15 protein-coding genes, 1 other RNA gene and 1 pseudogene are annotated in these 18,507 nt (G+C 69.5%); 5 read left to right on the top strand and 12 right to left on the bottom strand.

The window, feature by feature from the left end:
- From murC to rsmI, 12 genes are all read right to left on the bottom strand, one after another.
- Positions 1 to 1,455 carry a UDP-N-acetylmuramate--L-alanine ligase gene (gene murC, locus I4U41_RS05020; RefSeq protein ID WP_425492485.1) on the bottom strand — a complete coding sequence of 485 codons (1,455 nt, stop codon included), beginning with the start codon at positions 1,453 to 1,455 and terminating at the stop codon, positions 1 to 3.
- Entirely contained in the window at positions 1,452 to 2,543 is a 1,092-nt protein-coding gene (gene murG, locus I4U41_RS05025) for an undecaprenyldiphospho-muramoylpentapeptide beta-N-acetylglucosaminyltransferase (RefSeq protein ID WP_206860006.1), read from the bottom strand. Before murG ends, murC begins: the two co-directional genes overlap by 4 nt.
- On the bottom strand, positions 2,543 to 3,871 hold the full coding sequence (ftsW, locus tag I4U41_RS05030) for a putative lipid II flippase FtsW (RefSeq protein ID WP_206860007.1): 1,329 nt from the start codon (positions 3,869 to 3,871) through the stop codon (positions 2,543 to 2,545). Before ftsW ends, murG begins: the two co-directional genes overlap by 1 nt.
- Positions 3,871 to 4,956, bottom strand: coding sequence for a phospho-N-acetylmuramoyl-pentapeptide-transferase (mraY, locus tag I4U41_RS05035; RefSeq protein WP_206860008.1), 1,086 nt, complete (start codon positions 4,954 to 4,956; stop codon positions 3,871 to 3,873). Before mraY ends, ftsW begins: the two co-directional genes overlap by 1 nt.
- Complete coding sequence (locus tag I4U41_RS05040) at positions 4,946 to 6,334, bottom strand: UDP-N-acetylmuramoyl-tripeptide--D-alanyl-D-alanine ligase (RefSeq protein ID WP_206860009.1); 1,389 nt, start codon at positions 6,332 to 6,334, stop codon at positions 4,946 to 4,948. Before I4U41_RS05040 ends, mraY begins: the two co-directional genes overlap by 11 nt.
- Positions 6,331 to 7,848 (bottom strand): UDP-N-acetylmuramoyl-L-alanyl-D-glutamate--2,6-diaminopimelate ligase, encoded by a 1,518-nt coding sequence (locus I4U41_RS05045; RefSeq protein ID WP_206860010.1) that lies wholly within the window; start codon positions 7,846 to 7,848, stop codon positions 6,331 to 6,333. The genes I4U41_RS05040 and I4U41_RS05045 overlap by 4 nt, the downstream gene beginning before the upstream one ends.
- Positions 7,845 to 9,782: a penicillin-binding transpeptidase domain-containing protein gene (locus tag I4U41_RS05050; protein WP_206860011.1), complete on the bottom strand. Its 1,938-nt coding sequence runs from the start codon at positions 9,780 to 9,782 to the stop codon at positions 7,845 to 7,847. Before I4U41_RS05050 ends, I4U41_RS05045 begins: the two co-directional genes overlap by 4 nt.
- Positions 9,779 to 10,042 (bottom strand): cell division protein FtsL, encoded by a 264-nt coding sequence (gene ftsL / locus I4U41_RS05055; protein WP_206860412.1) that lies wholly within the window; start codon positions 10,040 to 10,042, stop codon positions 9,779 to 9,781. The genes I4U41_RS05050 and ftsL overlap by 4 nt, the downstream gene beginning before the upstream one ends.
- Before the next feature lie 2 nt (positions 10,043 to 10,044).
- Complete coding sequence (rsmH, locus tag I4U41_RS05060) at positions 10,045 to 11,181, bottom strand: 16S rRNA (cytosine(1402)-N(4))-methyltransferase RsmH (RefSeq protein ID WP_206860012.1); 1,137 nt, start codon at positions 11,179 to 11,181, stop codon at positions 10,045 to 10,047.
- A gap of 11 nt (positions 11,182 to 11,192) precedes the next feature.
- Positions 11,193 to 11,639: a division/cell wall cluster transcriptional repressor MraZ gene (gene mraZ, locus I4U41_RS05065; protein WP_206860013.1), complete on the bottom strand. Its 447-nt coding sequence runs from the start codon at positions 11,637 to 11,639 to the stop codon at positions 11,193 to 11,195.
- A 545-nt stretch (positions 11,640 to 12,184) separates the two neighbouring features.
- An RNA gene (gene rnpB / locus I4U41_RS05070) (RNase P RNA component class A) lies at positions 12,185 to 12,538 on the bottom strand.
- Positions 12,539 to 12,821: 283 nt separating this feature from the next.
- The gene (rsmI, locus tag I4U41_RS05075) at positions 12,822 to 13,688 is read right to left on the bottom strand and encodes a 16S rRNA (cytidine(1402)-2'-O)-methyltransferase (RefSeq protein WP_206860014.1); all 867 of its coding nucleotides are present in this window, start codon (positions 13,686 to 13,688) and stop codon (positions 12,822 to 12,824) included.
- Positions 13,689 to 13,904: 216 nt separating this feature from the next.
- On the opposite strand from rsmI, the pseudogene I4U41_RS05080 reads away from it, so the two are divergent.
- The 5 genes and pseudogenes from I4U41_RS05080 to I4U41_RS05100 all read left to right on the top strand — a co-directional run.
- Positions 13,905 to 15,152, top strand: a pseudogene (locus I4U41_RS05080) (penicillin-binding protein activator); the annotation flags it as partial.
- Positions 15,136 to 15,516 (top strand): YraN family protein, encoded by a 381-nt coding sequence (locus I4U41_RS05085; protein WP_206860016.1) that lies wholly within the window; start codon positions 15,136 to 15,138, stop codon positions 15,514 to 15,516. The pseudogene I4U41_RS05080 and the gene I4U41_RS05085, both read left to right, overlap by 17 nt.
- A gap of 184 nt (positions 15,517 to 15,700) precedes the next feature.
- Entirely contained in the window at positions 15,701 to 16,591 is an 891-nt protein-coding gene (locus I4U41_RS05090) for a DUF4349 domain-containing protein (protein WP_206860017.1), read from the top strand.
- A gap of 1 nt (position 16,592) precedes the next feature.
- Positions 16,593 to 17,126, top strand: coding sequence for a metal-dependent hydrolase (locus I4U41_RS05095; protein WP_206860018.1), 534 nt, complete (start codon positions 16,593 to 16,595; stop codon positions 17,124 to 17,126).
- Positions 17,123 to 18,505 (top strand): FAD-binding oxidoreductase, encoded by a 1,383-nt coding sequence (locus tag I4U41_RS05100; RefSeq protein WP_206860019.1) that lies wholly within the window; start codon positions 17,123 to 17,125, stop codon positions 18,503 to 18,505. Before I4U41_RS05095 ends, I4U41_RS05100 begins: the two co-directional genes overlap by 4 nt.
- Positions 18,506 to 18,507 lie beyond the last annotated feature (2 nt).

An 18,507-nucleotide genomic window follows, 5' to 3' on the forward strand; every position in this document is an offset into this window, starting at 1 on the left:
TCACTTCTTCTCTCCGTTGGATGCGTTGAAGCCGTTCGCAGCGATCTGCTGCGCGGCGTAGCCGATGTCGCCCGCGCCCATCATCAGCAGCAGGTCGCCATCGTTGAGGACGTCGGGCAGCACGCTCGACAGATCTGCCGCGCCGCTGACGACCACCGGATCGATGCGGCCGCGCGCGCGGATCGCGCGTGCCAGCGACTTCGCGTCGGCACCGGCGATCGGCGCCTCGCCGGCCGGGTACACCTCGGTCAGCACGAGCACGTCGACTGTCGAGAGCACCGCGGCGAACTCGTCGAACAGATCGCGCGTGCGGCTGTAGCGATGCGGCTGGAACGCGACGACCAGCCGCTTGTCCGGCCAGCCACCGCGTGCAGCGGCGAACACCGCATCCAGTTCCTTCGGGTGATGGCCGTAGTCGTCGACCAGCTGCACCGTCGCGCCCTTCGACGTGGTCGGGCTTGCAAGCAGGTTGAAGCGGCGACCGACGCCGGCGAAGTTCTGCAACGCGCGGGCGATCGCATCGGCCGCGACACCCAGCTGCCACGCGACAGACGCCGCGGCCAGCGCGTTGAGCACGTTGTGGCGGCCCGGCAGAGCGAGCGTGATCGGCGTGCGCGTCGCATCGGGCAGGCACAGCGTGAAGCGCATGTTCGGGCCGTCCTGCTGCACGTCCTCGGCGCGCACGTCGGCTTCGATGCTGAAGCCGTACGTCATCACGTGGCGCGGCGTCTTTTTCGCGAGCGCGGCGACTTCCGCATCGTCGATGCACAGCACCGCCAGCCCGTAGAACGGCAGGCGATGCATGAATTCCTCGAACGCCGCCTGCACGCGGGCGAAATCGCCGCCGTAGTTTTCCAGGTGATCTGCGTCGATGTTGGTGACGATGGCGATCTGCGGATTCAGGCGCAGGAAGCTGCCGTCGCTTTCGTCGGCTTCGGCCACGAGCCATTCGCCCGTGCCGAGGCGCGCGTTCGCGCCGGCTGCGAGCAGCTGGCCGCCGATCACGAACGTGGGATCGATGCCGCCTTCGGCGAGCACGCTGGCCGCGAGCGAGGTCGTCGTGGTCTTGCCGTGCGTGCCGGCCACCGCGATGCCGCGCTTGAAGCGCATCAGCTCGGCAAGCATTTCCGCGCGCGGCACGACCGGGATGCGCTGCGCGCGCGCTTCCATCAGCTCCGGGTTGTCGGGCTTGATCGCGCTGGACACCACGACGCAGTCGGTGCCGAGCACGTTCGCCGCGGCGTGGCCCTTGTTCACGGTGACGCCGAGCGAGGCGAGACGGCGCGTCACCGCGTTGTCGGCGTTGTCCGAACCCGACACCTGGTAGCCGAGCGTGCACATCACTTCGGCCAGGCCGCTCATGCCCACGCCGCCGACGCCCACGAAGTGGACGCGCGGGAAGGCTTTGGCGAGGTCGCCGGTGTGCTGCAGGCGGCGACGCAGGGCCGTACTCATTCGACTTGCTCCAGAACCAGTTGTGCGACGCGTTCGGCTGCGTCGGGTTTGGCGATCGCGCGCGCGGCCTGCGCCATCTGCAGCAATGCGCCGCGTTCGCCGAGGATTTCGAGGGTGGCCGACAGACGCTGCGCCAGGTCGCCCGCCGTGCCCTGCGGCACGAGGTGCGCGGCGCCGCGATCGACGAGGTATTGCGCGTTCTTGGTCTGGTGGTCGTCCACCGCCTGCGGGAACGGCACCAGCACGCTGCCGACGCCGACCGCGCAGAGTTCAGCCAGCGTCAGCGCGCCGGCGCGGCACACGACGATGTCGGCCCACGCGTAAGCGGACGCCATGTCGGCGATGAAAGGTTCCACCGACGCCTGCACGCCCGCTTCGGCATACGCGCGCTCGGCTTCTTCGCGCAGCTTCTCGCCACACTGGTGGCGCACTTCGCACTGGATGCGGCCACGCAGGCCGGCGACGGCCTTCGGCACGGCGGTATTCAACGCGCGCGCGCCCTGGCTGCCGCCGAGCACGAGTACGCGCAGCGCGCCGGTGCGTCCGGCGAAACGCTGCGCCGGCGGCGCGACCGCGGCGATCTCGGCACGCACCGGATTGCCGACAACTTCCTCGTTCGGGAACGTGTCCGGGAAGCCCGTCAGCACGTGGCGCGCGAAACGCGCGAGCACGCGGTTGGTCAGGCCCGGCGCGCGGTTCTGTTCGTGCACGATCAGCGGGATGCCAGCAAGCTTCGCCGCAAGACCGCCCGGCCCCGCTGCATAGCCGCCGAAGCTGATCACCGCGCGAGGCTGGCGCTCGCGAAGCGTCTGCATCGCGGCGCGCACGGCGCCGATGAGGCGGAACGGCGTGGCCAGCAGCGTCGCGACGCCCTTGCCGCGCATGCCGCGCACGGCGATGGTGTCGATGGCGATGCCGTGCTGCGGGACCAGGCGCGTCTCCATGCCGCCTTCTGCACCGAGCCACAGCACCGGGACGTTGCGCTCGTTCAGCGCCTTCGCCACGGCGAGACCCGGAAAGATGTGCCCGCCGGTACCGCCGGCGAGGATCATCACCGGATGCAGGTCGGAGTCGGTCGCGGCGTGCATCACGCGATCCTCCCCAGCGTCGGCTCGACGCGCTGCTGCAGGCGGCTGGTGCCGCGTGACGTCGCTGCCGACGCCACGGGCGCGGGCTTGCGTGACGGCATCGGCGCGGCGGCCGGCGACGGTGCGCCCGGATCGTTCGCGGCCGACGGCGGCGCGGTCTCGTTGCGCACGCGCGCCACCTGGCGCTGCGCGCGATCGAGTTCGTACGACACGCGCAGCAGCAGACCGAGCGCGGCGCAGGTCATGATCACGCTGGAACCGCCGTAGGAAATCATCGGCAGCGTGAGACCCTTGGTCGGCAGAAGACCGAGGTTCACGCCGATCGAGACGAAGCTCTGCAGGCTCATCCACAGCGCGATGCCGAACGCGCAGTAGCCGGCGAAATGGCGGCGCATCTCCACGCATTTCAGGCCGAGCCAGAACGCGCGACCGGCGAGTCCCGCGTACAGACCGACGACGAGGCACACGCCGAGGAATCCGAACTCCTCCGCGATCACCGCCATGATGAAGTCGGTGTGCGCTTCGGGCAGGTACGAGAGCTTCTGCACCGATGCGCCCAGGCCCACGCCGAGCCATTCGCCGCGACCGACCGCCATCAGCGCGTTGGTCAGCTGGTAACCGGTCTTGAACGGGTCCTGCCACGGGTCGAGGAACGAGGTCAGGCGCACGACGCGGTAAGGCTCGGCGATCGCGACGATCGCCAGCACCGGCAGGCCGATCAGCACCGGCCCGAACATGCGCGGCATGTTCACGCCGCCGAGTACCAGCATGCCGGCGGTGATCGCCAGCAGCAGCGACGACGAACCGAAGTCCGGCTGCAGCAGCAGCATGATGACCAGGGCGACGGCGACGCCGATCGGCTTGAGCATCGCGCCCCAGGTCGCGGTCACTTCCTCGCTGTAACGCTTGAGGTAGCTTGCCAGCCAGACGATGTAGAGCAGCTTCACCGCTTCCACGGCCTGGAAATTCGAGACGCCCAGGTTCAACCAGCGGCGCGCGCCGTTCACGCTGCGTCCGATGCCCGGCAAGAACACCGCGATCAGCAGCACGAAACACACCAGCAGCAGCCACTGGTTGTGCTGCTCGATGGTCTTCAGTTCCGTGCGCATCACCCACAGCGCGCCGACCACGCCGATGGCGAGGAAGACGATGTGGCGGGTGAGGAAGTAGAACGGGCCGACGTCGTGGCCGTCGGCGACGCCGATCGAGGCCGAGCCGACCATCACCACGCCCAGGCACGCGAGCGCGCACGAGATGCCGAGCAGCCACGGATCGAAGTGGCCGCCGATCGCCTCGAGTCGTGTCGCCTGGCGCGCGGATTCGCTCATCAACGCACCTTCAGCGTCGCAAGGCCGACGAGGACGAGCACGACGGAGATGATCCAGAAGCGCACGATCACGCGCGGCTCCGGCCAGCCCTTGAGCTCGAAGTGGTGGTGGATCGGCGCCATGCGGAACACGCGCTTGCCGGTGAGCTTGAACGAGGCGACCTGGATCATCACCGAGAGCGTTTCGATGACGAAGATGCCGCCCATGATCACCAGCACCAGTTCCTGGCGCACGATCACCGCGATGGTGCCGAGCACGGCGCCGAGCGCGAGCGCACCGATGTCGCCCATGAACACCATCGCCGGATAGGTGTTGAACCACAGGAAGCCCAGGCCCGCGCCGGCGATCGCCGCGCAGATGATCACCAGCTCACCCGCTCCGGGGACGGCGGGAATCTGCAGGTACTTCGAGAATTCCGCATGGCCCGATGCGTACGCGAAGATGCCCAGCGCGCAGGCGACCAGCACGGTGGGCATGATCGCCAGGCCGTCCAGGCCGTCGGTGAGGTTCACCGCGTTGGAAAAGCCGACGATCCAGAAGTACGCGATCGCGACGAAGCCGATGCCCGCCAGTGGCAGCGCGATCGACTTGAAGAACGGCACGTAGAAGGTCGTCGCCGTCGGGACGTCGGCGAAGAACCACAGGTACAGGCCGGCGCCGAGGCCGAAGATCGATTGCAGCAGGTATTTCCACCGCGACTTCAGACCGTTGGGATCGCGCCGCACGATCTTGATCCAGTCGTCGTACCAGCCGATCGCGCCGAAGGCGAGCATCACCAGCAGCACGATCCACACGTACTTGTTGCGCAGGTCGCCCCACAGCAGGACCGAGGCCATCACCGTGAACAGGATCAGCGCACCGCCCATGGTCGGCGTGCCGGCCTTGGAGAAGTGCGACTGCGGGCCTTCCTTGCGGATCGGCTGGCCGCCCTTGAGCTGGCCGAGCTTGCGGATCACCGCAGGGCCCCACCACAGCGACAGCGCGAGCGCGGTCAGCGCGCTGAGGATGCCGCGGAAGGTGAGATAGCCGAACAGGCCGAACAGGCTCTGCAGTTGTTCGAGCCAACGCGTGAGTTCAAGCAGCATGGGTTCCCCCTTCTTGCGGGCCCACGAGCGCGGCCACGATCCTGTCCATCGCGCTGCCGCGCGATCCCTTTACCAGTACGCGCACGCCTTCGCGCAGTTCGTTCCGCAGCACGCCGGCCAGCGCGTCGTGCGTTTCGAAATGCGTGGCGCCTTCGCCGAACGCCTGCGACGCCGCGGCGCTGTACGCGCCGAGCGTGAGCAGCCGGCGGATGCCGGCGCCCTTCGCGCGGCGTCCGGCTTCGGCGTGCATCGCTTCGGCATCGGCACCGAGTTCGCGCATGTCGCCCAGTACCAGCCACGCTTCGCCACCGCCAGCGGCGAGGGTGTCGATCGCCGCGGCGAGCGACCCCGGGTTGGCGTTGTAGCTGTCGTCGATCAGCACCGCGCCGTTGCCGAGGCGATGGGTGATCAGGCGGCCCGCGACGGGCCTGGCGGCGTTGAGGCCTTCGGCGACCTGCTGCAGCGACGCGCCCACGCTCAGCGCGAGTCCGGCCGCGGCGAGCGCGTTGCTCACGTTGTGGCGGCCCGGAAGCGCGAGGGTGATGTCCGCATCGCCCTGCGGCGTAACCAGCGTGAAGCTGGAACCGTCGATGGTCGCGCGGATGTCGCGCGCGGTCAGGTCGGCGCTGGCTTCCAGGCCGAAGCGCAGCAGCCTGCGGCCATGCGCGCGCTCGGCGAAGTACGGTGCGAACGCGTCGTCGGCGTTGATCACCGCCACGCCCTCGCCCGGCAGCGCGTCGTAGATCGCGGCCTTGGTGTCGGCCACGCCAAGCAGGCTGCCCATGCGTTCCAGATGGCCCGGCGCGATGTTGTTCACGATGGACACATCGGGGCGCACGACATCGGTGAGGTACGCGATGTCGCCCGGCTTGCCGGCGCCCATTTCGTAGATCGCGAACTGCACGTCCTCGGGCGCGTCGATGACGGCGAGCGGCAGGCCGATCTCGTTGTTGCGGTTGCCCGGCGTCGCGTACGTCCTGCCAACGCGCTCGAGGATCGCCAGCGTCAGCGCCTTCACGCTGGTCTTGCCGTTGCTGCCGGTGATCGCGACGACCTTCTGCGCGCCGCCCTGTTCGAGACGCTCGCGATGCACGGCGGCCGCGAGATCGGCCAGCGCGCGTTCGGTGTCGGCGACGACGACCTGCGGCACCGACGCGTCGACTTCCCGCGACACCAGCGCCGCGGCGACGCCGGCCTGCGCGGCCTTCGCGACGTGGTCGTGTCCGTCGAAGCGTTCGCCCTTCAGTGCGACGAACAGCGCCGCGCCGCCTTGCGGCAACGCGCGGGTGTCGGTCGCGATGGCATCGACCGTGCGGTCGTCGCCGACCAGGCGGCCGTGCGTCATGCGGGCGATGTCGGAGAGCATGCGCGCCTTCATGGCTGCTCCTCCGCATCCTGCGGACGCAGCACTCGCACATCCATGTGCTTCGCCCCCAGCGCCGCGCGCGCGAACTGCGTGTCGTCGAACGGATGCTGCACGCCCTGGATGTCCTGGTAAGGCTCGTGGCCCTTGCCGGCCACCAGCACGATGTCGTTCGGCCCCGCCTCGCCCACCGCATGCGCGATCGCCGCCGCGCGGTCGCGCTGCACGGTGACGCGTTCCGGATGCGCGAAGCCGGCCATGATGTCGGCCACGATGACGTCGCCGTCCTCGAAGCGCGGGTTGTCGTCGGTGACGATCACCTCGTCGGCATGCGCTTCGGCGATCGCCGCCATCTGCGGACGCTTGCCGCGATCGCGATCGCCGCCGCAGCCGAACACGCAGACCAGCTTCGCCTGCACGTGCGCACGCAGCGAGGAAAGCGCCTGTTCCAGCGCGTCGGGCGTGTGCGCGTAATCGATGACGACCAGCGGAGCGCGACCGTCGCCGCCGAGGCGGTTCATGCGGCCATGGATCGGCTGGAGCTTCGCAAGCGTCCCGGCGACCTGCGCCGGCCGGTCGCCCAGCGCGAACAGCACGCCGGCCACCGCAAGCAGGTTGTCGACGTTGAAGCGGCCCAGCAGCGGCGACTGCACCGGGTGCGACTCGCGATCAACGACCAGGTCGAAACCGATGCCGGCGTTGTCGAAACGCAGGTTGCGCGCCTGCAGCGTCGCTGTCGCATCGCCGCGCGAACTGACGCCGATCGCACGCACGCCCTGCGGCAGCGTGGCGATGAGCTCGCGACCGAACGCGTCGTCGAGGTTGATCACGGCGGCCTTCAAACCGGGCCACGCGAACAGGCGCGCCTTGGCGGCGCCGTAGGTCGCCATGTCGCCGTGGTAATCGAGATGATCGCGCGTGAGATTGGTGAACACCGCGACATCGAAATGCACGCCGTCTACGCGGCCCTGGTCGAGCGCGTGCGAACTGGCTTCCATCGCGATGGCCTGCGCGCCGTCGTCGTGCATCGTCGCGAGCAGTTCGTGCGTTTGCAGCACCAGCGGCGTGGTGAAGCCGGTCGGCACCACGTGGCCATACAGCCCGGCGCCGAGCGTGCCGACGCTGCCGCTGACGACGCCGCGCGCATGCCACGCCTGCGTGAGCAGCTGCACGGTCGAAGTCTTGCCATTGGTGCCGGTGACGCCGACGACGGTCATCGCCTCGGTCGCGCGGCCGTGGAAACGGTCGCCCATCTCGCCCAGGCGCGAACGCAGCCCGGGCACGGCAATGGCATCGCCCGGCGCGGGCAGATCGTCGGGCGCCGGCGGTTCGAACAGGATCGCCGCCGCGCCCGCCGCGCGCGCCTGGTCGACGAAGCGCAGCCCATGCGCGCCGAAACCGGCGATCGCGACGAAGGCATTGCCCGGACGCACGGCGCGGCTGTCGAGCACCAGGCCGGTGATGGTCAGATCGGCAGGAATCCCGGCGACGTCCGGCAGCAGTTCGGCCAGCGGCATGAGGCGGCTCATCGCGCACCTCCGGGCGGGCTGATCATGCCGACCGGCGCGGGCAGCGCGGCGGAGGCATGCGTCGGCGACGGCAGGACGGTACCGGTCGGCTTGCCGCCGTTCTGCCTGGCGCGCTTGGCTTCGGCGGCGGCCTGTGCGGCCATCCAGGTGTCGATGTCGTCCGGCGCCACGTCCATCAGGCGCAGCGAACCTTCCATCACGCTCTTGAACACCGGACCGGAGACGTAGCCGCCGAAGTAGCCCTTCGCCGGATCGGGATCGTTGATCACCACCACCATCGAGAAGCGTGGGTTGTTCACCGGCACGACGCCGGCGAAGAACGACACGTAGCGGCGCGAATAGCCGCCGGACGCGTTGAACTTGCGCGCGGTGCCGGTCTTGCCGGCGACGTGGTAGCCCAGGATCGCCGCCTGCGTGGCGGTGCCGCCGGACTCGGTCACGGTCTGCATCATGCGCATGATGGTTCCGGCGATGGCCGGGTCGAGCACCTGCACCGGCTCGTGCCGCTCGCCCTTCACGAACGTCGGCGCGACCAGCTTGCCGCCGTTGCCCAGCGCGGCGTACGCCTGCGCGATCTGCAACGGCGTGGCCGACAGGCCATAGCCATAGGACATCGTCTGCTTGGTCGTGCCGCTCCAGCGTGAAGGCGGCGCGAGCACGCCGGACGATTCACCCGGGAAGCCGCTGTGGGTCTTGCGGCCGTAGCCGAAGCGCTTGAGGAACTCGTAGTACTCCTGGCTCGGGATCTTCGCGACGATCTTCGCCGCGCCGACGTTGGAGCTCTTGGTGATCACGCCCGTGGTGTCGAGCATGCCGTAGTTGCGATGGTCGGTCGTGCGGAATCTGCCGTTCGGCATCCAGCCCGGGTTCGTGTCGAACATCGTGTGCGGCGTGATGACGCCCGCCTCCAGCGCCGCGGCGACGGTCAGCGGCTTCATCGTCGAACCCGGCTCGATCACGTCCGTCACCGCGCGGTTGCGGTGCGTGTCGGGATTGCCGACGCCCACGGCGTTCGGGTTGTAGGTGGGCAGGTTCGCCATCGCCAGCACTTCGCCGGTCGCGATGTCGAGCACGACGGCCGAGCCGCTGCTGGCGCCGGTGCGCTCCAGCGCGCCGCGCAGTTCGCGCATCGCCAGGAACTGGATGCGGCGGTCGATGGTGAGCGTGAGGTCGCGACCGGGCTCGGCGGCCTTCACCAGGTCCACGCTCTCGACGATGCGGCCGGCGCCGTCGCGGATCACGCGCTTGGCGCCGGGCTTGCCGCGCAGCCAGTCGTCGAACGCGAGCTCCAGCCCTTCCTGGCCGAGATCGTCGATGTTGGTGAAGCCCAGGATGTGCGCCATCGCTTCGCCCTGCGGGTAGAAGCGGCGGAATTCGCGCTGCGAGAACACGCCGGGGATCCTGGCGGCGAGGATGCGCCTGGCTTCGTCCGGGTTGATGCGGCGCTTGAGGTAGACGAATTCCTTGCCGGCGCGCTGGCTGAGCTTGCGCGTCAGCGCGTCCGGCGGGACGCCCAGCGCACGCGCGAGCTGCGGGATGCGTTCGGGATTCTTCAGCAGTTCCTGCGGGTTCGCCCAGATCGACTCGACCGGCGTGGACACCGCGAGCGGCTCGCCGTTGCGGTCGGTGATCATGCCGCGCGAGGTCGGGATCGGGATCTCGCGCAGCGAGCGCGCATCGCCCTGCTGGCGGTAGAAATCGTTGCTGATGACCTGCAGGTCCAGCGCGCGGCCGACCAGCGCGATCGAGCACAGCCCCAGCGCGCCGCCGACCAGCAGCAGGCGGTTGCGCAGGTTGAATGAGGCGCGGCTGCGACCCTTGCCGGCGGCGCCGCGATCGTTGCCGCCGCCGAACTTCTCGCGCAGCGCGAGCACGGCATCGAGCGGGCCGCTGCGACCGGAGGCATTGCGCGGATTGCGGGAGGCGCCGCTCATGGACGGATCACCACGGTTTCGGCGCCTTCCGGGAACTTCATGCCCAGGCGGTCGCGTGCGACCTGGTCGATGCGGTTGCTTTCCGACCACGTCGCCTGTTCGAGCTGGAGGCGGCCGAATTCGATGTTGAGTTCGTCGCGCGCGCGCTCCAGCCGGCTCAGCTGCACGAACAGCTGGCGATGCTGGTGGCGCGCCTGCACGACGGCCAACGCCGAGACGACGTTGGCCACCACCAGGACGCTCAGCAGCAGCCGGGTGATGCTCATGGCTGAGCTCCCGCGTGCGGACGTGGCACGTGCATGCGCGGAGCGCGCGCCTGCGCCCCAGCCGGGAATCGGGTGCGGGGAAGAGTCGATCGCCGGAGCACCGGCTCGCCGGGCGCCATCGCTTCCCACCGGTCTCCACGGCCCGTTTCCGGCTGTGCCGTGTCGGAGACGCCGTCCGATGCGTTCGCGCCTTCCCCGTTCCCGATTCCCAGCTTCTCCGCCACGCGCAGCACCGCACTGCGGGCACGCGGATTCGCCGAGGTTTCCTCGTCCGTCGCCTTCTGCGCCGAACCGATCGCACGCAGCACCGGCGTGAACGCCGCTTCCACCGGCATGCGGCGGTTGGCCGGCGGCGCCTTGCTGTGACGCGCGATGAACTGCTTGACGATGCGGTCTTCCAGCGAGTGGAAGCTGATGACCGCGAGCCGGCCGCCCGGCTTCAGGCGCGCGAGCGCGGCGTCGAGGCCGGTTTCCAGATCCGCCAGCTCGCGATTGATGAAGATGCGGATCGCCTGGAAGCTGCGCGTGGCCGGATGGATCTTCTGGTCGCCGCGCGGCACGACGGATGCGATGAGGTCGGCCAGCTGCGCGGTGCGCTCCAGCGGCTGCGTGTCGCGCCGGGCGACGATGGCGCGGGCGATCCTGCGGCTCATGCGTTCCTCGCCGTAGGTCCACAGCACGTCGGCGATCTCGCGATCATCGGCGCGCGCGAGCCACTGCGCCGCGCTTTCGCCGCTGTCCGGATCCATGCGCATGTCCAGCGGGCCGTCCTTGCCGAAGCTGAAACCGCGCTCGGCGACGTCCAGCTGCGGCGACGACACGCCCAGGTCGAACAGCACGCCGTCGAGGCCGGCGGCGGTTTCGTCCCAATGCGCGAGTTCGGCGAAGCTGCCCCGGAACACGGCGACGCGGGCGTCCTGCGCGAAATCGCGCATCGCCACCGCAATCGCTTCGGGGTCCTTGTCCATGAGCAGCAGCCGGCCTCCGGGGCCGAGTCGTTCCAGCACGCCGCGCGCGTGACCGCCACGCCCGAACGTGCCGTCCAGGTACGTTCCATTCCCGCGCACGTTCAGGCCGTCGAGCACCTGCGCGTACATCACGGGAAGGTGGCCGGAAAGCGCGCCGCGCTCCATGCCACCCACCGTCACAGCTGAAGGTCGAGCAGCTCCTCGCTCAGATCGGCGTCAGAGATCGTCTGACGGATCTGCGCGTGGTGCGCCTGCTCGCTCCACAGTTCGAACTTGTCGCCCATGCCCAGCAGCACGGCCTTCTTCTCGATCCCCACCGCGGCGCGGTGACTGGCCGGGATGCTGATGCGCCCGTTGCCGTCGAGTTCGACGAACGCCGCGGCGCCGACGAGCTTGAGCTGCATGCTGCGGTTGACCGCCTTCGCCTTCGGCAGCGCGTTGACCTGGTCGCGCAGCCGCTCCCACGCGGCCTGCGGGTAGAGGTACAGCGAGCCGGATTCGAAGGGGTTGTAGGTGATGACCAGGCGGTTTTCGCACTCGCGCGCGACGGCATCCCGGTAGACGGTGGGTACCGCCAACCGGCCCTTGTCGTCGATCGTGATGGCGGTCTCGCCTTGGAACATTGCGCACCTGTTGGGGCCGCCTCTACGGACGGCTTGTTCACGGAAAACCACAAAAAACCCGGTTTTCCCTCAGATGCCCACCTTAGGCACGCCCCACAGGGTTGTCAACAAGTTTTGGGAGGGAAATTCACCTGTCCCGTCAATGACTTGCGAAGAACTTCACAGGTTTGTTCAAGAGTTATCCACTAGCCTTTGTTTCGTCTCAAATTTTGAGACGGAACCTGCGGGTCAACCCGCGTCGGGACGAAGTCCCAAAGGGCCGCGGCGCGCATGCTGCCCCGCAGCATCCGCATGTCCATATGCGAAAGTGATCGAAACATGCGAATCATTCGCCAATGACTATTGCCACTGGGCTGTCCTGACGGGGTACCCGCCTCCCAGAAGCGGCAGCCACACTGGCCCGGATCCGCACCCGAAGCAGCAGCCCCCTTTAGTAAAGGGGGCGCCGCGGCAGCGGCGGGGAATTGGAAGCCCCGGAGCTGGGGCCCGAAGTTTTGCGAGCAAAACTTTGGGGCTTTTTTGAAGCCGCGAAGCGGCAAGAAAAAGCGCGAAGCCAGCCGATAAGCCGGGTTCTGTCGTGGACAGTCATTCCTCTAGGCGCTGCGTCACCGCAACGCTCAAGCAACCTACCCGGAGGCACCGCGGGCCGCGGCATTGCCTCCCTATTTGGTCTTGCTCCCGGTGGGGTTTGCCGTGCCGGTCCGTTGCCGGACTCGCGGTGCGCTCTTACCGCACCGTTTCACCCTTACCACGCACGTCTTGCGACGCCGTTCGGCGGTCTGCTCTCTGTTGCACTTTCCGTCGGCTTTCGCCGCCCAGGCGTTACCTGGCACCGTGCCCTGTGGAGCCCGGACTTTCCTCGGCATCCTTTCGGATGACGCGACTGCCTGGCTGACTCCGCGCCGGCATTCTACTGCTTCGCAGCGAATTGCCCCCAAAGTTTTGCTGAAGCAAAACTTCGGGCCCCGGCTCACGACCTCCAATTCCCCGCGCCTGCCGGCGCGCCCCCTTTACTAAAGGGGGCTGTTCGCATCTTTGGCGTATTGGTGAGTCCACCGCTGCGCTTCAAAGCCGCCCGGGTTGAGCCCCTCTCCCAACGGGAGAGGGGTTGGGGTGAGGGGCAACGAAGCGTCAACCGTGGCCGGGTGGTTCCCGCACAGCGCTAAGCTGTCGCTCCCAGACTCACTCCTCCGCGCCGTACAACGCCTTCCGCGGCGCGCCGCTCAGCTCGGCGGCAAGTTTGGCCGCCTGCGAGGGCTTGAGGTATTCGGTGAGCTTGGCGTACAGGCGCTTGCCTTCGGCGACGGCGGCATCGGCGTCTTCGCCGGCACCTTCGACGATCAGGACGAACTCGCCCTTGCGCTGGTTGGCGTCCGCGCCGACGCGCTGGCGCAAGTCGGCCAAGGTTCCGTCGAGGACGGTTTCGAACAGCTTCGTCAGTTCGCGCGCGATGGTGCCGCGGCGTGCTTCGCCGAAGGCGGCGGCGAGGTCCTCCAGCGATTCCTCGATGCGATGCGCCGACTCGTAGAAGATCAGCGTGCGCACCTCTCCGGCCAGGCGCGACAACCGCTCCCGGCGCGCCGACGCCTTCGCCGGCAGGAAGCCTTCGAACACGAACCGGTCGCTCGGCATGCCGGCGACGCTCAACGCGGCGATCGCGGCGCAGGCGCCGGGCACGGGCGACACGCGCAGGCCGGCGGCGCGCGCGGTGCGCACGAGGCGAAAACCGGGATCGCTTACCAGCGGCGTGCCCGCATCGGACACCAATGCGAAGCTTTCTCCCGCCTGCATCCGCGCGACCAGCTGCGCGGCCTGCGCGTCCTCGTTGTGCTCGTGCAGCGCGACCAACGGGCGTTCCAGCCCGAAGTGCGAGAGCAATTGCCTTGTGTGGCGCGTGTCTTCGGCGCAGATCGCGTCGACGGACCTGAGCGTGTCCAGCGCGCGACTGGAGAGATCGCCGAGATTGCCGATGGGCGTGGCGACGACGTGAAGCGTGCCGGGGGCTTTCGAGCCGCCGGCTTTCGGGACGGCGGGCTGGGACGTGTGCATCGTGCGTCTGCGGTGGGGCCGGGTAGAATCCTAACCGGTCCCTCAGGAACGCCGCGTCGCGGCCTTTGCATGCAGATGATCCGAGCTTCCAACGGCTGGGCGATGAAGTCGATGTGCGCGGCGGCGCTGGCCGCCATGCTGCTGGGCGGTTGCGCCACCGTCTCCACCACCGGCACCACGACCTCGCAGCAGAGCCGCAACGCGACGATCGCCCAGGCCGGCGAACTGGTGCGCAGTGGTGCCGCGCTCACCGGCGCGGCGCGCGCCGCGAACGATCGTGAGATCGAACGCCTGCTCTCCACGCTCGACAACGCCACCCTCGCCCGAGAAACCGCGGCGCTGCCGGCAGGCGATCCGCTCTACAACCACGCCGGCCAGGCGCTGCTGCGCCGCGGGCTGCCGCTGCCGCGACCGTTCGACCGCACCGGCTGGAACTTCGACGCCGCCGGCCGTCCGGCGGCCGACAGCGACGGCTATCGCCCGCCGGTGAAGCTGGCCGTGCTGCTGCCGATGTCGGGCAACCTCGCCGTTGCCGCGGCACCGGTGCGCGACGGTTTCCTCGCCGGTTACTACGGCGAACCGCGCCGCCGTCCCGAGGTGAACTTCTACGACACCGCCGGCATGCCGGGCGGGGCCCTCGCCGCGTACGACCGCGCGGCGCTGGAAGGCAACGATTTCGTTGTCGGTCCGCTCGGCCGCGACGAAGTCAGCGCGCTGTTCGCGCGGGGCACGCTGCAGGTGCCGGTGCTCGCGCTCAATCGCGGCGAAAGCGAACCGCCGGCCGGCAATGCGAGCTTCTCGCTGTCGCCGGAAGACGAAGGCATCGCCGCGGCCGAATACCTGCTCGGCCTGGGCGCGAAGCGCGTGCTGGTCGTCGCGGCCGTCGACGACACCCAGCAGCGCGCGGTGTCGAGCCTGCGCGAGCGCCTGGTCGCGCGCGGCGCGACGGTGACCGACGTCGCCGGCGAAGGCACGTCCGATTTCATTCCCTTCGCGCAGAAGGAAGGCGGCGTGGACGCCGTCTTCCTCGCGGTGAGGGGCAGCAGCGCGCGATTGCTGATGCCCAAGCTCGCGCTCGCGGGCCTTGCGGGCAAGCCGCGCGTGGCCACCTCGCAGCTGCTTTCGGGCACCGGCAAGGCCGAGGAAGACCGCGTGCTGGACGGCATCGCGTTCCCGACCGAAACCTGGACCACGCGCGGCGTCCCGGGCCTGCCGCCGGCGACGATCGCCGGTTCGCAGCTCAACAACGCGAAGGGCCCGGCGGCGCGGTTGTTCGCCTTCGGTTTCGACGCGTGGCAGATCACCGCCTACCTGCAGCGCCTGGCGACCACGGCCGACGGCCACATCGACGGCGCCACCGGCACGCTGCGCCTGGACGGCTACGGCAACGTGCAGCGCACGCCGTCGTGGTCGACCTTCACCGCCGGCATGCCGACGCCGCTGGCGGATGCGCCCCGCCGCTGACCGGCGCGCGCGCGGCGCGGCGGTGGAAGCCGCTGCACGCGCGCATCTGGGCCGCGCCGGCCTTCGCGACGTCGCCGCGAACGCGAACTACCGGTTCGGCGAACTCGACCTGGTGATGCTCGACGGCGCCACGCTGGTGTTCGTCGAAGTGCGCTACCGGCGCGACACGCGCTTCGGCGGCGGCGCGGCCTCGGTCGACGTGCACAAGCGCCGCAAGCTCGTGCACGCGGCAAGCGCCTTCCTCGCACACCACCCCCGACATGCGAACGCGCCGTGCCGCTTCGACGTCGTCGAAGCCGAGGGCGACCCGGCGTCGCCGCGCCTGCACTGGGTAAAAGACGCCTTCCGCGCGGACGACGTCTAGGCGAAGATCCGCCAACCCCGAACCGTGCGGACGCGCGTTGAACTCCGACGCGGCATCGGGCCGCGGCAGTTCAATCGATCAGGGGACGATGATGCGAACGATGATCCGGACGGCCGTTCTGGCCTGTGCGTGGGCGATGGTGCTCGGTGGGTGCTCGCAGCAGCAAGAGGCGGCAAACGCCGAGATGGCGGCAGCAGCCGAGGATCCCTCACAGGCCACGTCGTCGCAGATGAAGTCGGACACCTCTGCACCCGACGCGCCCGCACCCGCCACGTCGGCTTTGCCACCTGATGTGCCCTCGCAGCTGCAATCTGCGGCGAACACCCAGACGCCGGAGGGGCGGCGCTTCATCCGTACGGCCAGCGTCGATTTCCGCGTCGCGGACGTCTACCGCTCGGCGCTGGCGATCGAGGACCTGGCCGCGAGACACGGCGGCTACGTGGCTCGCAACGTCATGCGCAGCGACGTCGGCGTGGTCCGATCGCATGCCAGCCGCGATGGCATGCGCGTCGATCTGGCCACCTACACCCTGCGAGGCGCGCTGACCGTGCGGGTCCCGAGCGAACGCACGCAGGAGTTCCTGCGCGCGCTCGCCACCCACGTCGAATTCCTCGACGCCCGCACCTTCGAAGCGACCGACGCGCAGTTCGACCTGCTCCGCCAGCAGCTGGCATACGACCGTCACCAGAACGCCCAACAGGCGCTCGCGAACGCGGCCCGCGCGCCCGGGAAGACCGGCGAGAAGACCGACGCCATCGGCGCACGCGCCGACGCACAGGCGCAGCGCGACGAAGCGACCGTGGCGCGCGCCGAACTGGAAGACCGCATCGCCTTCGCGCGCATCGACCTGGCCCTGCACCAGGCGCCGCAGCTGCGTCGTACCGAACGGCCGGACCTCGAAGTGGCGATGCGTCGCGAAGGTCCAAGCTTCTTCGCGCGCCTGGGCGATGCGCTGGCCGAAGGCGGGCGGCTCGGGCTCAACCTGATCATCGGCCTTGCGTACCTGTGGCCGCTGTGGCTGGGCGCCGCGCTGGCCGTGCTCGCATGGCGCGCGTGGCGCAGGCGCCGTCGCTGACATGCCGACGATCTTCACGCACGCGGTCGTGCCGCTGGCGGCGGGCATCGCGCTGGGTTCCCGGCGCGTTCCGCCGCACCTGGTCGCGGCAGGCATGATCTCCGCGATATTGCCCGATGCCGACGTCGTCGCGTTCAAGCTGGGCATCGCGTACGCGGACGATCTCGGCCATCGCGGAGCGAGCCATTCGCTGTTCTTCGCCGGCGTGGTCGCGATGCTCGGCGCGCTGCTGCATCGGCCGCTGCGAACGTCGCCGTGGATCGCGGCCGTGTGGCTGTTCGCGTGCGTCGCGTCGCACCCGCTGCTCGACGCATTCACCAACGGCGGCCTCGGCGTCGCGCTGTGGTGGCCGTGGTCGGATGTGCGGCTGTTCGCGCCGTGGCGTCCGATCGCCGTGTCGCCCATCGGCAACGGGTTCTTCAGCGCGCGCGGCGTGGCGGTGATGGCGTCGGAGTTCCGCTGGATCTGGTGGCCCTGCGCGCTGATCGCAGTGGCGGGCTTCGCCGCGCGGCGGGCGTTATCCTCGCGTCCATGACATCGCTGCCCACCACGCTCGATTCACGGATGCGCTCGCTGCTCGGCGACGCCTGGCGCACCGACGAAAGCGAGCGGCTTACCTACGCCTACGACAACTCGCGCCGGCAGTCGCTGCCCGATGCGGTGGCGCTGCCAACCTCGCGCGAGCACGTCGTGACGCTGGTGCGGGCCTGCCGCGAGGCGCGCGTGCCGGTGATCGCGCGCGGGCGCGGTACCAACACCACCGGCGCGGCGGTGCCGGTCGCCGGCGGCGTGGTGGTGTCGTTCGAACGGATGAACCGGATCCTCGACATCCGGCCGGGCGATCGCTGCGCGGTGGTCGAGCCCGGCGTGCTCAATGGCGACCTGCAGGCCGCGCTGAAGCCGCACGGCCTGTTCTGGCCACCGGATCCGACCAGCGCCGGCTACAGCAGCGTTGGCGGCAACCTCGCCTGCAACGCGGGCGGCCCGCGCGCGGTGAAGTACGGCGCCACGCGCGACAACGTGCTCGCGCTCACCGCGGTGACCGGTGCGGGCGAGCTGATCCACTGCGGCACTGCGACGACGAAGGGCGCGACCGGTTACGACCTGCAACGCCTGCTGGTCGGCAGCGAAGGCACGCTGGCGCTGATCGTCGAGGCGAGCCTGCGCCTCACGCCGTCGCCGGCATCGCGGCGCGCGCTGCGTGCGATCTATCGCGATGTATCGTCCGCCGCGCAGGCCGTCGCCCGCTTGATGGCGCAACCGGTCACGCCGTCGATGCTGGAATTCATGGACGCCGATGCGGTGCGCCTCGCGCGCGACGTGGGCGGCGCCGACCTGCCGCCGGATGCCGGCGCGCTGCTGATGATCGAAGCCGACGGCGATGCGCAGACGCTGCCGCACGACATGGAAGCGCTGATGCGCGCCGCGGCCGGCGACGGGCTCGTGTCGCTCGACGATGCCGCCGATGACGCTGCCCGCGAACGGCTCTGGGCCGCGCGCAAGGCGCTGTCTCCGTCGCTGCGGACGCTCGCTCCGGGAAAGATCAACGAAGACGTGGTCGTGCCGGTGTCGCGTATCCCGCAACTCGTCGACGGCGTACGTGCGCTGTCGCGCGAGTTCGACCTGCCGATCGTCTGCTTCGGCCATGCGGGCAACGGCAACCTGCACGTCAACCTGCTCTACCATCCCGACGATGCCGCGCAGACGACGCGCGCGCATGCCGCGATGGCGCGCGTGTTCGCGCTCACCCTGTCGCTGGGCGGCACGCTGTCGGGCGAGCACGGCATCGGCCTGGCGAAGCGCGAATTCATGCCGCAGGCGATCGACGCGCCGACGCTGGCGATGATGCGCACGGTGAAATCGGCGTTCGATCCGGACGGCATCCTCAATCCGGGCAAGCTGCTGCCCGATTGAGC

This window comes from Lysobacter changpingensis (genome assembly GCF_017308985.1).
Classification (GTDB): Bacteria; Pseudomonadota; Gammaproteobacteria; order Xanthomonadales; family Xanthomonadaceae; genus Lysobacter_J; species Lysobacter_J changpingensis.

What these genes read in the sequence shown, in the direction of transcription:
- murC (WP_425492485.1), bottom strand. Translation starts at nt 1,455, where the DNA reads ATGAGTACGGCCCTGCGTCGCCGCCTGCAGCACACCGGCGACCTCGCC.
- murG (WP_206860006.1), bottom strand. Translation starts at nt 2,543, where the DNA reads ATGCACGCCGCGACCGACTCCGACCTGCATCCGGTGATGATCCTCGCC.
- ftsW (WP_206860007.1), bottom strand. Translation starts at nt 3,871, where the DNA reads ATGAGCGAATCCGCGCGCCAGGCGACACGACTCGAGGCGATCGGCGGC.
- mraY (WP_206860008.1), bottom strand. Translation starts at nt 4,956, where the DNA reads ATGCTGCTTGAACTCACGCGTTGGCTCGAACAACTGCAGAGCCTGTTC.
- I4U41_RS05040 (WP_206860009.1), bottom strand. Translation starts at nt 6,334, where the DNA reads ATGAAGGCGCGCATGCTCTCCGACATCGCCCGCATGACGCACGGCCGC.
- I4U41_RS05045 (WP_206860010.1), bottom strand. Translation starts at nt 7,848, where the DNA reads ATGAGCCGCCTCATGCCGCTGGCCGAACTGCTGCCGGACGTCGCCGGG.
- I4U41_RS05050 (WP_206860011.1), bottom strand. Translation starts at nt 9,782, where the DNA reads ATGAGCGGCGCCTCCCGCAATCCGCGCAATGCCTCCGGTCGCAGCGGC.
- rsmH (WP_206860012.1), bottom strand. Translation starts at nt 11,181, where the DNA reads ATGGAGCGCGGCGCGCTTTCCGGCCACCTTCCCGTGATGTACGCGCAG.
- mraZ (WP_206860013.1), bottom strand. Translation starts at nt 11,639, where the DNA reads ATGTTCCAAGGCGAGACCGCCATCACGATCGACGACAAGGGCCGGTTG.
- rsmI (WP_206860014.1), bottom strand. Translation starts at nt 13,688, where the DNA reads ATGCACACGTCCCAGCCCGCCGTCCCGAAAGCCGGCGGCTCGAAAGCC.
- I4U41_RS05085 (WP_206860016.1), top strand. Translation starts at nt 15,136, where the DNA reads ATGCGCCCCGCCGCTGACCGGCGCGCGCGCGGCGCGGCGGTGGAAGCC.
- I4U41_RS05090 (WP_206860017.1), top strand. Translation starts at nt 15,701, where the DNA reads ATGGCGGCAGCAGCCGAGGATCCCTCACAGGCCACGTCGTCGCAGATG.
- I4U41_RS05095 (WP_206860018.1), top strand. Translation starts at nt 16,593, where the DNA reads ATGCCGACGATCTTCACGCACGCGGTCGTGCCGCTGGCGGCGGGCATC.
- I4U41_RS05100 (WP_206860019.1), top strand. Translation starts at nt 17,123, where the DNA reads ATGACATCGCTGCCCACCACGCTCGATTCACGGATGCGCTCGCTGCTC.